Source organism: Pseudomonas sp. Snoq117.2, from assembly GCF_900110545.1.
Classification (GTDB): domain Bacteria; phylum Pseudomonadota; class Gammaproteobacteria; order Pseudomonadales; family Pseudomonadaceae; genus Chryseomonas; species Chryseomonas benzopyrenica.
Map to the genome: position 1 here is coordinate 170,487 of NZ_FOED01000004.1, position 13,458 is coordinate 183,944.

Here is a 13,458-nt window from a genome sequence, read left to right on the forward strand (position 1 = left end):
CGGACGCCCAGGCGTCGGATAGCCGTCAGGTACGGTACTCGGCGTTTATCTTCACATAGTCGTGGGACAGGTCGGTGGTCCAGATGGTCTCGCTGTGGCTGCCGCGACCCAGCTCGATGCGGATCTCGATCTCGGCCTGGGCCATGACCCGCGCGCCCTGCTCTTCCGTATAGGTGGCCGCGCGACCGCCCTGCTGGCAGATCTGCACGCCGCCAAGGAAGACGTCGATCAGGCTGACGTCCAGCTGAGGCACGCCGGCCCGGCCAACGGCGGCGAGGATGCGGCCCCAGTTGGGATCGGAGGCGAACAGCGCGGTCTTGATCAGCGGCGAATGGGCCACGGCGTAGCCGACGTCCAGGCACTCCTGGGCATTGCCACCGCCATTGACCTGCACGGTGACGAACTTGGTGGCACCCTCGCCGTCACGCACGATGGCCTGGGCCAGTTCGGCGAACACTGCGAACACCGCCTCGCGCAGCTGCTCGAAGGCCGCACCGCTGGGCTGGGCGATTTCCGCCATGGCCGCCTGGCCGGTGGCAACCAGCATGCAGCAGTCGTTGGTGGAGGTGTCGCCATCGATGGTAATGCGGTTGAAGGAGCGATTGGTGGCATCGGCCAGCAGGTCCTGCAGCAGGCCCCGAGCGACCTTGGCGTCGGTGGCCACGTAGCCCAGCATGGTCGCCATGTTCGGCTTGATCATGCCGGCGCCCTTGCTGATACCGGTCACGGTAACGGTGGTGCCGTCCACCTGGAACTGGCGGCTGGCGCCCTTGGGCAGGGTGTCGGTGGTCATGATGCCGGTGGCGGCGGCGGCCCAGTTGTCTTCGGCCAGGTCGGCCAGGGCGGCCGGCAGCGCAGCTTCGATCTTTTCCACCGGCAACGGCTCGCCGATCACGCCGGTGGAGAACGGCAGCACCGCTTCCTCGCCGACGCTGGCCAGAGTCGCCAGGGTCTTGGTGGTGCGCTCGGCCGCGGCCAGGCCCGGCTGGCCGGTACCGGCATTGGCATTGCCGGTGTTGGTCAGCAGGTAGCGGACGGGGCCAGCGAAGCGCTGGCGGGCAATGATGACCGGCGCCGCGCAGAAGGCGTTCAGGGTAAAGACCCCGGCCACGCTGGAGCCTTCGGCACAGCGCATCACCACCACATCCTTGCGCCCGGGACGCTTGATGCCGGCAGAGGCGATACCGAGTTCGAAACCGGGAACCGGGTGCAGCGTGGAGAGCGGACCGAGACCGACAGCCATGGGAAAACTCCAGTGAAAGAAAAGGAAACGCCGCGAGCGGAAAACCGGTCGCGGCGTGGAAATCAGCCTTCCAGCGCCCGCCTCGCCCAGCCTGGGCAAGGGGCGCAGACAGCCTAGCGGGTGGAGTTTACAACCTGTCGGCGGCTATGCCGACCGGTTGCCGTCGCCGCGGCTGCCTGGGCAGGTCTCAGTCGAGCTTGCCGTGGCACTGCTTGTACTTCTTGCCGGAACCGCAGGGGCACGGCTCGTTGCGACCGATCTTCTGGTCGTTGCGCTGGGGCTGCAAGGGCACCACGGTGTCCTCGCCCTGCTCGTCCTCGAGCACCTCGGGGTCGACCAGCGAAGGCGCCTCGGCGTGCTGGAACTGCATACGCTCGGCCAGGGCTTCGGCCTCGCGGCGCATGCGCTCCTCTTCCTCGACCGGATCCTCGCGGCGCACCTGGACGTGGGACAGCACGCGGATGGTGTCGCGCTTGATGCTTTCCAGCAGCTCCTGGAACAGGGTGAAGGACTCGCGCTTGTATTCCTGCTTGGGGTTCTTCTGGGCGTAGCCGCGCAGATGGATACCGTGGCGCAGGTGGTCCATGGTGGTGAGGTGGTCCTTCCAGAGGTCGTCGACCACCCGCAGCAGCATCTGCTTCTCGAAGTTGCGCAGGGCCTCGCGACCGGCCATGTCTTCCTTTTCCAGGTAGGCGGCTTCGAGCTGCTCGAGGATCTTCACCCGCAGGGTGTCCTCGTACAGCTTGTCATCCTCGTCCAGCCACTGACCGATGGGCAGTTGCAGGCCGAAGACGCTGTAGATCTCCGCTTCCAAGCCGGGCACGTCCCACTGCTCGGGCAACGACTGCGGCGGGATGTGCTCGTTGATCACCTGGGTCAGGGTTTCCTCGCGGAAGCCCTTGATGGTGTCGCCGACGTCTTCGTTGGCCAGCAGGGTGTCGCGCATGTGATAGATCACCTTGCGCTGCTCGTTGGCTACGTCATCGTATTCCAGCAGCTGCTTGCGGATGTCGAAGTTGCGGCCTTCGACCTTGCGCTGGGCCTTTTCGATGGCGTTGGTGACCATGCGGTGCTCGATGGCCTCGCCGCCCTGCATGCCCAGAGCCTTCATGAAGTTCTTCACCCGGTCGGAGGCGAAGATGCGCATCAGGCTGTCTTCCAGCGACAGGTAGAAACGGCTGGAGCCCGGGTCGCCCTGGCGACCGGCACGGCCACGCAGCTGATTGTCGATCCGGCGGGATTCGTGGCGCTCGGAGGCGATCACGTGTAAGCCGCCGGCGTCGATGACCTGTTTATGACGCGCCTGCCAGGCGGCCTTGATCGCGGCGATCTGCTCCTCGGTGGGATTCTCCAAGGCCGCGACTTCGACTTCCCAATTGCCGCCGAGCAGGATGTCGGTACCGCGACCGGCCATGTTGGTGGCGATGGTCACGGCACCCGGACGACCGGCCTGGGCGATGATCTCGGCCTCCCGTTCGTGGTACTTGGCGTTGAGCACCTTGTGCTCGATGCCGGCCTGGGTCAGCAGCTGGTCGACGTACTCGGAGCTCTCGATGGAGGCGGTACCCACCAGCACCGGACGGCCTTCGGCCTGGCACTGCTTTACGTCCTCGATGATGGCCTGGTACTTCTCGGCCTGGGTCAGGTAGACCAGGTCGTTGAAGTCCTTACGGGCGACCTCGCGGTGGGTCGGGATCACCAGCACGTCGAGGTTGTAGATCTGGCGGAACTCGAAGGCCTCGGTGTCGGCGGTACCGGTCATGCCACCGAGCTTGTTGTAGAGGCGGAAGTAGTTCTGGAAGGTGGTCGAGGCCAGGGTCTGGCTCTCGGGCTGGATCGGCAGTCCTTCCTTGGCCTCGATGGCCTGGTGCAGGCCTTCGGAAAGACGGCGACCCGGCATGGTCCGGCCGGTGTGCTCGTCGATCAGCAGTACCTGGTCCTGCTGGACGATGTACTCGACGTTGCGATGGAACAGGGTATGGGCGCGCAGACCGGCGAACACGTGGGTCAAGAGGCCCAGGTTGTGCGCCGAATAGAGGCTCTCGCCCTCGGCCAGCAGCCCGACTTCGGTGAGCATCTCCTCGATGTACTGGTGACCCAGTTCGGTGATCTCCACCTGGCGGGTCTTTTCATCGATGGTGTAGTGGCCGACCTGGGTCGGATTGCCTTCCTCTTCCTCGATGTGCTGCTGCAGACGCGGGATCAGCAGGTTGATCTTCTGATAGAGCTCGGAGCTGTCTTCGGCCTGGCCGGAGATGATCAGCGGAGTCCGGGCTTCGTCGATGAGGATGGAGTCCACCTCGTCGACCACCGCGAAGTTCAGCTCGCGCTGGTACTTCTCGGCCATGCTGAAAGCCATGTTGTCGCGCAGATAGTCGAAGCCGAATTCGTTGTTGGTGCCGTAGGTGATGTCCGAGGCATAGGCGGCGCGTTTCTCTTCCGGCGGCTGGAACGGCAGGATGATGCCCACCGACAGGCCGAGGAATTCGTACAGCGGCCGCATCCAGTTGGCGTCGCGGCGGGCCAGGTAGTCGTTCACCGTGACCACGTGGACGCCCTTGCCGGACAGCGCGTTGAGATAGACCGGCAGGGTGCCCACCAGGGTCTTGCCCTCACCGGTACGCATCTCGGCGATCTTGCCTTCGTGCAGCGCGGCGCCGCCGATCAGCTGGACGTCGAAGTGACGCATGCCCATAACGCGCTTGCCCGCCTCGCGGACCACCGCGAAGGCTTCCGGCATCAGGGCATCGAGGGACTCGCCCTTGGCCACACGCTGCTTGAATTCCTCGGTCTTGGCGCGCAGTTGCTCGTCGCTCAGGGAGGCAATCTGGGATTCCAACGCATTGGTGGCCACCACGACCTTGCCTAGGCGTTTGACATCTCGTTCGTTCTTGCTTCCAAAGAATTTCTTCAACAAAGGCGCAAACATATCGACTGGAATTCTTCCGCTGGAATGAGGGGAGCGAAACGGGCGGCAAGGCCTCTGCAGAGCCTGGCCAGACGCCTGGGCGCGGGGGTTGAAACCCGCGGTGTCCCGCAATGGTAATCGGGCATTCTACTCGGAAATGCCGATGAGGAAAGAACGACGGGCCCCTGGCCGCCAGGACGCCAGAGCGATCTGTTACCATCGGCGTCCTCTCTTCGCCCATCGCGAGTCCTGCGCATGGCCTTTCGTCCGCTCAACGCCGTCGCTCCCGCTGCCCTGCTGCGCCAGGCCAAACCGCTCAAGGCGCTGTTTCGCGAGGCCGAGCGACTGGGTCGGCTGCAACAATTGTTGGAAGAGCAGCTGCAACCCGCCGCCCGCCCCCATTGTCGGGTGGCCAGCTGGCGCGAGGGCACGCTGCTGCTAGTGGTCAACGACGCCCACTGGGCGACGCGGCTGCGCTATCAACAGCGCCGTCTGCTCCGGCTGCTGCAACAGGCGCCGGAGTTCGTTGGCCTGACGCGTCTGCAGTTCAAGATGCAGCCGAGTCCTGGCGTCGCCACCCGCGCCCGGCCGGTGCGCCAGGTCAGCCAGGTGGGCGCCGACAGCCTGCGTGAAGTCGCGGCCGGGATCCGCGACCCCAAGCTCAAGGCCGCCTTGGAGCGGCTGGCCAGTCGCACCGGCCAGGTCGCGGACTAGGCCTCAGGCCTTGGCCACCGCCCGCTCGAAGGCGGCGCGGATGCGGTCTTCCGGCAGGTCCATGCCGATCAGCACCACACGACTTTCGCGCTCTTCGCCTGGGAGCCAGTCACGCTCCCAGTCGGCGGCATAGATCTGCTGCACGCCCTGGAACAGCAGGCGGCGGTCCTCGCCGGCGATATTCAGCAGACCCTTGTAGCGCAGTAGGTCACAGCCGAGGGTATCGAGCAGCATCTCCATCACGCTGCTGATCTTGGCCTGGTCGAAGGGCCGGGACTCGCGGATGGCGATGGACTGGATGCGCTCGGTAAGGCTGACCGCTTCCGACACCGGCCGCAGCGGGCGGAACAGCGTCGGTGGCGCCAGGTCTTCGTCGTGCAGGTTGAAGCCGCGGATGTCCAGCAACTCCGCCAGCTCGATGCGGCCGTGGTCGACATGGCGAATCGGCGCGCGACGATTGATGCGTTGCAGGCGATTCTCCAGCGCCTCGACGGCCGCCGGTTCGGCCAGGTCGAGCTTGGTCAGCAGCAGGCGATCGGCGAAACCGATCTGCGCCTGCAGCAGCGGATCGCTCAGCTGCTCGCTGGCGTGGACGGCGTCCACCAGGGTCAGCACCCCATCGAGCAGATAACGCTCGCGCAGGAGGTCGTCGGTAAAGAAGGTCTGGGCCACCGGACCGGGATCGGCCAGGCCCGTGCATTCCACAACCAGGCGCTCGAAGTCCAGCTCGCCGCTGTCCAGCCGCTCCAGCAGCACGGTCAGGGCATAGGCCAGGTCCTTGCTGCCGGTGCAGCAGACGCAGCCGTTGGCCACCTTCATCAGTTGCACGGCACCGGCGTCTTCGAGCAATTCGCCGTCGACGTCCAGGGCGCTGAATTCGTTTTCGATCACGGCGATCTTGAGACCATGCTCGGCTTGCAGGATGTGCTTGAGCAGGGTGGTCTTGCCGGCGCCGAGAAAGCCGGTCAGGACGGTGACGGGGATGGGTTCGTGCATGGAAACTCCAGACAGAAAGAGGCCGGGCTTGGAGCCCGGCCTTAGAACCTGCTCACGATCTCGCGAGCTAGAGACAAACAAGGCGAAAATGGCTGAGGAAGCGGAGTTTACGAGTGGTAAATGAGCATTCCGACCGGGCTGGCGACCCAGGGCATTTTCAACGCCGTTTGGCCGACGCGCAGCAGATCGTGAACAGGTTCTTAGGGTGATCCTGGGTCAGCAGCAGCGGATGGCGCCCGACTTGCCGCCACCGTAGCGCGCCTCCTGGCGCTCACGGAAGAAGGCTTCGTAGCTCATCACCGGCTGGTCCGGGTGCTTGCCGCGCATGTGCTCGACATAGGTGTCGTAGTCGGGCATGCCCACCAGCATCTTGGCGGCCTGCCCGAGGTATTTGCCCATGCGACCCAGGTCATTGAACATGAAGATTCTCCTTTAGGCGCCCGCTACCGGCTGGAAGGGGGTCTCGCGATCGGTCCGCTCGGGCTTGGCCAGTGCGGCGCGACCGACCTTGATGGAAAAGAACAGGATGCTCATCACCACCACCAGGAACAGCACCGACAGGGTGGCGTTGGTGTAGGCGTTGAAGACGATGTGCTGCATCTGTTCCATGCTCTTGGCCGGGGCGATCACCTGCCCCTGGGCCATGGCGGTGCTGTACTTCTTGGCCAGGGCCAGGAAGCCGACCGCCGGATTCGAATCGAACAGCTTGATCAGGCTGGCGGTGGTGGTGCAGATCAGCAGCCAGACGGCCGGCACCAGGGTGACCCAGACATAGCGCTGGCGCTTCATCTTGATCAGCACCACCGAGCCCAGCATCAGGGCGATACCGGCGAGCATCTGGTTGGAGATACCGAACAGCGGCCAGAGGGTGTTGATGCCACCCAGCGGATCGACCACGCCCTGATACAGCAGCCAGCCCCAGAGGGCGACGCAACCGGCGGTGCCGATGACGTTGGCGGTCCAGGAGTCGGTGCGCTTCAGCGCCGGTACGAAGCTGCCCAGCAGGTCCTGCAGCATGAAGCGTCCGGCGCGGGTGCCAGCGTCCACCGCGGTCAGGATGAACAGCGCCTCGAACAGGATGGCGAAGTGGTACCAGAAGGCCATGGTGTTCTCGCCCGGCAGCACGTTGTGCATGATCTGGGCGATGCCCACCGCCAGGGTCGGCGCACCACCGGCACGGGCCAGGATGGTGTGCTCGCCGATCTCGGTGGCGGTGGCCTGCAGCATCTCGGGCGTCACCACGAAGCCCCAGGTGCTGATCTTGGCGGCCACCGACACCACGTCGGCGCCGACCACGGCGGCCGGGCTGTTCATGGCGAAATAGACGCCCGGCTCGATCACCGAGGCGGCGACCATGGCCATGATGGCGACAAAGGACTCCATCAGCATGGCGCCGTAGCCGATGTAGCGGGCATGGGTTTCCTTGGCGATCAGCTTGGGCGTGGTGCCCGAGCTGATCAGGGCATGGAAGCCGGACACCGCGCCGCAGGCGATGGTGATGAACAGGAAGGGGAACAGGGTGCCCTTCCACACCGGACCGGTGCCGTCGACGAACTGGGTCAGGGCCGGCATCTTGAGCATCGGCATGGTCACCAGGATGCCGATGGCCAAGGCGATGATGGTGCCGATCTTGAGGAAGGTGGACAGGTAGTCACGCGGGGCCAGCACCAGCCAGACCGGCAGCACGGCGGCGACGAAGCCGTAGCCGATCAGCATCCAGGTGATCTGCACGCCGGTGAAGGTGAAGGCCGGACCCCAGACCGGATCGGCGGCGACCAGGCCACCGGCCCAGATGGAAGCCAGCAGCAGCACCACGCCGATCAGCGAGATCTCGCCGATGCGTCCGGGGCGGATGTATCTCATGTAGACGCCCATGAACATGGCGATCGGCAGGGTGGCGATCACCGTGAACATGCCCCACGGGCTCTCGGCCAGGGCCTTGACCACGATCAGCGCCAGCACCGCGAGGATGATGATCATGATCAGGAAGCAGCCGAACAGGGCGATGGTGCCAGGGATGCGTCCCATTTCCTCGCGCACCATGTCGCCCAGGGAGCGACCGTTGCGGCGGGTGGAGAGGAACAGGATCATGAAGTCCTGCACCGCGCCGGCGAAGACCACCCCGGCGATCAGCCAGAGGGTGCCGGGCAGATAGCCCATCTGGGCGGCGAGCACGGGACCGACCAGCGGACCGGCACCGGCGATGGCGGCGAAGTGATGGCCGAAGAGGATGTGCTTGTTGGTGGGGACGTAGTCCAGGCCGTCGTTGTTGAGCACGGCGGGCGTGGCCCGTCTGGCGTCGAGGCCCATCACCTTGGTGGCGATGAACAGGCTGTAGTAGCGGTAGGCAACGAGGTAGATCGCCACGGCGGCGACCACAATCCAGAGGGCGTTGATCGCTTCGCCTCGACTCAGCGCCACGGTACCCAGCGCGAAGGCGCCCAGTACGGCAACGGCGAACCAGGCTAGATGGCTGGCCATTCGGGTCATGCTTGTTCTCCTGCCGCGCATCTGTGACCGCGGCGATACTTGTTATTGTGAGAGCCCACAGCGGAGCCATATTACTATCGGCGGCTCGACGCGACAGCGAAATTCGCAGAACTACCCAAGGCCCGCTACGTAGTTCTACGTAGCGGGCAGTCCGGACAGGTGCCGATGCAACTCAAATACAAGATGGTCGCCCTCGGCCTCCTGCCGCTCCTGCTGGCGGTGGCAGCGGTCTGCCTGGTGGTGTTGGAACAGAGCCAGCGCCTGGGCGAGCAGCAGGCGCGCCTGCTCGAACACAGCATCCTCGGCAGCAAGAAGACCGAGTTGCGCAACTATGTGGAGATGGGCGTCAGTGCCATCCAGCCCCTGTATGGCAGCGGCCGCGACGACGACGAAACCCGGGCCAGGGTACTGGCGCTGCTGGCCAGTCTGAATTTCGGCAGCGACGGCTACTTCTTCGTCTACGACCAGCATGGCCGCAACCTCATGCATCCACGCCAGCCCGAATTGGTCGGGCGCGACCTCTGGCAACTGACCGACGGCAACGGCCTGCTGGTGATCCAGGCGCTGCTCAAGAGCGCCCGCGAAGGCGACGGCTTCCAGCGCTATGGCTGGCAGAAGCCTTCCAGTGGGCAGATGGCGGAAAAGCTGGCCTACGTGACCCAGCTAGAACGTTGGGGTTGGGTGCTGGGCACCGGCCTCTATCTGGATGACGTGGACGCCGCCCTCGCCCAGGTCCGCCACGACGTGGCCGCCGGCATCCGCACGACCCTGTTGGCCAGCGCCGGGGTGGCCCTGGTGGCGGTGCTGCTGGTATTCGCCGGCGGACTGACGCTCAACGTCAGCGAACATCGCCTGGCCGATCGCAAGCTCAAGCAGCTGACCCAGAGGCTCATCACCTCCCAGGAAGAGGAACGCTCCCGACTGTCACGGGAATTGCACGACGGCATCAGCCAGTTGCTGGTGTCCATCAAATTCCAGTTCGAGCTGGCCAGCCGCGAGCTCGGCGCGAGCAAGCCCAGCGCCGGCGAGACCCTGCGCGAAGGCACCCAGCGCCTGGCGGCGGCCATCGGCGAGATCCGTCGCATCTCCCACGACCTGCACCCTTCGCTGCTGGATACCCTCGGCCTGCCTGCCGCCCTGGGCCAGCTGGTGGAGGAGTTCCGCCAGCGCAGCGGCCTGAACGTGGACTATCGGCAGACCCTCGACGACAGTCCCGCCGGCGGCGACATGGACGTCGCCCTGTTCCGTATCGTCCAGGAGGCCCTGACCAACATCGAACGCCATGCCGCGGCCCAGCGGGTGGTCATCGACCTGCAGCGGCGCGGGCGCTGGATCTGCCTGACCGTGCACGATGATGGCCGCGGCTTCGATACCGGCCAGGTGGAGCGCCTCAGCGGCGGCATCGGCCTGCGTAACATCCGCGAGCGGGTGGAGCTGTTCGGCGGTCGTTGCGCCATCCAGTCCGGGCCCGGCGGCACGACCCTGGACGTGGTTCTGCTACGCTCGGACCTCCCGGCCGACGAGGAAAGCCCGACATGACGCCCATCCGCATCCTCCTGGTCGACGACCATGCCCTGGTCCGCGCCGGCGTGCGAGCGTTGCTGGGCACCATCGAGCGCTTCGCGGTGGTCGGCGAGGCCGGCAGCGGCGCGGAAGCCCTCGACCTGCTGGCGCGTCTCGATCCGGACATCCTGCTGGTGGACATCGGCCTCAAGGACATCAACGGCCTGGAGCTGACTGCCCTGATCGCCGAACGCGCACCCCGTGCCCGGGTGTTGATCCTGAGCATGTACGACAATCGCGAATACGTCAGTACCTCGCTGCGGGTGGGCGCAGCGGGCTATGTACTCAAGGATGCACCCTCGGAGGAAATCATCGCCGCGGTGGAAGCCCTGGCGGTCGGCGGACGCTTCTACAGCAGCGCCATCGCGGCCCGCCTGGGTGAAGGGGGGACCCACGAAGGGGAACTCACCCCCCGGGAACGCCAGGTGCTGCTGCTGATGGCCCAGGGCCTCAACAACAAGACCATGGCGCAGCAGCTGGGGCTTAGCGTGCGGACGGTGGAGACCCATCGCCTGAGCATCCGCCGCAAGCTGGACATCCAGAAGCCGGCCGATCTGGTCCGCCATGCGCGCGAGTACGGCTGGCGCCCCGAAGGTGCATCCAACGTCTGACCAGCAGGCCGCTGCTCGCGCCCAGGCGACCAATGAGCCCTCTCCTTCTGGCTCCGCCGGTCGCCGCCGGCTACCCTTCCAGAAGCAGTCGATACGAGACGGCCACGGTCGTCTACAGTGATCAGGAAACCTCAGGAAGACCTTCCATGAACGACACCAACGAGCGTCGCCGCTTTACCCGTTTCACCTTCGATGCCCCTGCGCAGTTGCACCAGGGTGAGCGCCAGTGGGCGGCGCCCGTGGACGACATCTCGCTCAAGGGCGTGCTGCTGGCCCGACCTGCCGATTGGTCGAATCAGTCACGCGCGGCCTATGAGTTACGCATCCGGCTCAATGACGAGACCCAGGTGACCATGGGCGTGGAGCTGGTACGGGAAACCCCGGAGCAACTGGCCTTTGCCTGTCGCCAGATCGACCTGGATTCCATCAGCCACCTGCGCCGGCTGGTGGAACTGAACCTCGGCGACGAGACCCTGCTGGAGCGCGAGTTGGCAGCGTTGGGTACACCCTGAGCGAGGCCTTGCCAAGGTGGGTTGAGCGAAAGCGAAGCCTAACGGTGCGCGAGTTCAACCCTGGTTGTTGGGCTTCGACGATGGAGCCGTCTCAGCCCAACCTACGGCATCGATAGCCTCATGGATTGGGTTTAGCGAAAGCGAAGCCCAACGGCGCTTAGAACTCCAGATGCAGACCCACCACCAGCCGGGCGTCGTGGGTGTCTTCGCCCTCTTCGCGCGCCATGGCGGCGGTGTTGCCGTGGGTCGCGTTCCAGGATACCCCGACATAGGGCGCCACCTCCGGGGTCACCTGATACCTCAGGCGCAGCCCGGCTTCGCTTTCGGCGAAGCCGGCGCCCTGGCCACGGGCCTCGTCGTTGCGACCGTAGAAATTGAGCTCGGTGTGGGGCTGCAGGATCAGCCGCTGGGTCAGGGCCCAGTCGTATTCGGCCTCCAGACGCAGGGCGGTCTGGTTGTTCTCGCCAAGGAAAGCGGTGATCTCGATGTCGAGATCCTCGGGATCGTGCTCCTGGATCCCCAGGGCGGCCCAGGTCTGCGGCGAGCCGGGTTTGAAATCCTGGCGAATGCCGGCCACGCTGCCCCAGCCCTTGGCCAGCGCGTGCCCCCAGAGGGCCTGCACCTCGGCCTGCTCGGTGTGGCCATTGGTGCGTTCGCCCTGGCTGCGGAAATCCAGCCGATTGGCGCCACCGCCAAGGGCCCAGCCTTCCAGATCCCAGTTGAAGACGCTGCCCTCGTCGGCGTGCTGCCATTCCAGCTGATCCACCTCCACGCTGGCCGGGGCGGAACTGCTGGGATCGGCGGCCTGCACCAGGGTGCTGATAGCAAAGCTGGCAAAGAGTACGGAAAGCGGGAGCAGACGAGACATGGCGGGTATCCAGGGTCATGGAAGCGCCTGATAGACCACCCTGCCCCACCGAGAGTTTTAAAAAATATTACAAAGGCCGCGCCAGGCTATTCGAACAGTGCATCCAGTGCCTGCTCCAATCGAGTCACGGCCACCACCTGCAGACCGGGCGGCGGATCCTTGGGCGCGTTGCCCTTGGGCACGATGGCGCGCTTGAAGCCGTGCTTGGCCGCTTCCTTGAGACGCTCCTGGCCACTGGGTACCGGACGGATTTCGCCGGACAGGCCGATCTCGCCGAACACCAGCAGATCGTGCGGCAGTGCGCGGTCCCTCAGGCTGGAGATCACCGCCGACATCAGCGCCAGGTCCACCGCCGTCTCCAGCACCTTGACCCCGCCGACCACGTTGATGAAGACGTCCTGGTCGTAGGTGGGGATGCTGCCGTGACGGTGCAGCACCGCCAGCAGCATGGCCAGGCGATTCTGGTCCAGGCCCACGGTGACCCGGCGCGGGTTGGCCAGGTGACTGGTGTCCACCAGCGCCTGCACCTCCACCAGCATGGGCCGCGAACCCTCCCAGGTCGCCATGACCACACTGCCCGCCACTGCCTCCTGGGCACGATTGAGAAAGATCGCCGAAGGGTTGGAAACCTCCTTGAGGCCTTTATCGGTCATGCCGAACACGCCCAGCTCGTTGACCGCGCCGAAGCGATTCTTCACCGCTCTGAGCATGCGCAGACGGCCGTCCGATTCGCCCTCGAAATAGAGCACGGTGTCGACCATGTGCTCCAGCACCCGTGGTCCGGCCAGGGCGCCTTCCTTGGTGACGTGGCCAACCAGAAAGATGGCGGTACCGGTCTGCTTGGCGAAACGTACCAGCAGGGCCGCGCTCTCGCGCACCTGGGCCACGCCACCTGGGGCGGATTGCAGTTGCTCGGTGAAGATGGTCTGGATGGAGTCGATCACCATGACCCGCGGCTTTTCCTGGCGGGCGGTGGCGACGATGGTCTCGATGCAGGTCTCGGTCATGACCTTGAGCTTGTCTTCCGGCAGACCCAGGCGCCGGGCGCGCATGGCCACCTGTTGCTGGGATTCCTCGCCGGTGACATAGAGCGCTGGCATGCGCGCGGCCAGATGACAGAGGGTCTGCAGCAGGATGGTGGACTTGCCGATGCCGGGATCACCGCCGATCAGCACCACGGAGCCGTCCACCAGGCCGCCACCCAGCACCCGGTCGAGTTCGGTGGAATCGGTGGTGAAGCGCGGGGTTTCCTCGACGCTGACCTCGGCCAGGGTCTTGATGGTCGCCTGCGCCCCGGCCCAGCCAGCGCGCCCGGAGGGTACGGCGGAGGTCTCGACGACGGTTTCCACCAGGGTGTTCCAGGCACCGCACTCGCCGCACTGACCCGCCCACTTGGGAAAGGTGGCGCCGCATTCGGTGCAGCCGTAGAGACGCTTGGCCTTGGCCATGGCGGAATTCTCCAGTCGAGAAAGGAAGGTTCCCAGCATATCACGACTGGATGCATAGACAGTAAAAGGCGCGATCCCGAGGGAGCGCGCCTCTCTCAAAAGCGG

General features: G+C 65.4%; 11 protein-coding genes. 4 read left to right on the forward strand and 7 right to left on the reverse strand.

What is annotated here, in order from left to right; genetic code table 11:
• Positions 1–25: 25 nt before the first annotated feature.
• A complete protein-coding gene (argJ, locus tag BMZ43_RS12665; RefSeq protein WP_068382952.1) occupies positions 26–1,243 on the reverse strand; it encodes a bifunctional glutamate N-acetyltransferase/amino-acid acetyltransferase ArgJ in 1,218 nt (405 codons plus the stop codon).
• Between the two features lie 187 nt (positions 1,244–1,430).
• Entirely contained in the window at positions 1,431–4,172 is a 2,742-nt protein-coding gene (secA, locus tag BMZ43_RS12670; protein ID WP_017639103.1) for a preprotein translocase subunit SecA, read from the reverse strand.
• Positions 4,173–4,406: 234 nt separating this feature from the next.
• Between secA and BMZ43_RS12675 the strand changes: the two genes are divergently transcribed.
• Complete coding sequence (locus BMZ43_RS12675) at positions 4,407–4,865, forward strand: DciA family protein (RefSeq protein WP_017639102.1); 459 nt, start codon at positions 4,407–4,409, stop codon at positions 4,863–4,865.
• A 3-nt stretch (positions 4,866–4,868) separates the two neighbouring features.
• On the opposite strand, the gene yjiA is transcribed toward BMZ43_RS12675, so the two are convergent.
• The 3 genes from yjiA to BMZ43_RS12690 all read right to left on the reverse strand — a co-directional run bounded on the left by yjiA (position 4,869) and on the right by BMZ43_RS12690 (position 8,351).
• On the reverse strand, positions 4,869–5,861 hold the full coding sequence (gene yjiA / locus BMZ43_RS12680) for a GTPase (protein ID WP_068382949.1): 993 nt from the start codon (positions 5,859–5,861) through the stop codon (positions 4,869–4,871).
• A gap of 216 nt (positions 5,862–6,077) precedes the next feature.
• Positions 6,078–6,281: a YbdD/YjiX family protein gene (locus tag BMZ43_RS12685; protein ID WP_007162682.1), complete on the reverse strand. Its 204-nt coding sequence runs from the start codon at positions 6,279–6,281 to the stop codon at positions 6,078–6,080.
• A gap of 12 nt (positions 6,282–6,293) precedes the next feature.
• Positions 6,294–8,351: a carbon starvation CstA family protein gene (locus BMZ43_RS12690; protein ID WP_064307515.1), complete on the reverse strand. Its 2,058-nt coding sequence runs from the start codon at positions 8,349–8,351 to the stop codon at positions 6,294–6,296.
• A 165-nt stretch (positions 8,352–8,516) separates the two neighbouring features.
• Between BMZ43_RS12690 and BMZ43_RS12695 the strand changes: the two genes are divergently transcribed.
• The 3 genes from BMZ43_RS12695 (at position 8,517) to BMZ43_RS12705 (ending at position 11,037) form a co-directional block, all read left to right on the forward strand.
• Positions 8,517–9,890 (forward strand): cache domain-containing protein, encoded by a 1,374-nt coding sequence (locus BMZ43_RS12695; RefSeq protein WP_017639099.1) that lies wholly within the window; start codon positions 8,517–8,519, stop codon positions 9,888–9,890.
• The gene (locus BMZ43_RS12700; protein WP_064307514.1) at positions 9,887–10,525 is read left to right on the forward strand and encodes a response regulator; all 639 of its coding nucleotides are present in this window, start codon (positions 9,887–9,889) and stop codon (positions 10,523–10,525) included. Before BMZ43_RS12695 ends, BMZ43_RS12700 begins: the two co-directional genes overlap by 4 nt.
• A 146-nt stretch (positions 10,526–10,671) precedes the next feature.
• Entirely contained in the window at positions 10,672–11,037 is a 366-nt protein-coding gene (locus BMZ43_RS12705) for a PilZ domain-containing protein (RefSeq protein WP_064307513.1), read from the forward strand.
• A 157-nt stretch (positions 11,038–11,194) separates the two neighbouring features.
• Here the strand turns inward: BMZ43_RS12705 and BMZ43_RS12710 are convergent, their stop codons facing one another.
• The gene (locus BMZ43_RS12710; RefSeq protein WP_093254067.1) at positions 11,195–11,905 is read right to left on the reverse strand and encodes a copper resistance protein B; all 711 of its coding nucleotides are present in this window, start codon (positions 11,903–11,905) and stop codon (positions 11,195–11,197) included.
• Positions 11,906–11,991: 86 nt separating this feature from the next.
• The gene (radA, locus tag BMZ43_RS12715; RefSeq protein ID WP_017639095.1) at positions 11,992–13,353 is read right to left on the reverse strand and encodes a DNA repair protein RadA; all 1,362 of its coding nucleotides are present in this window, start codon (positions 13,351–13,353) and stop codon (positions 11,992–11,994) included.
• Positions 13,354–13,458: the final 105 nt, after the last annotated feature.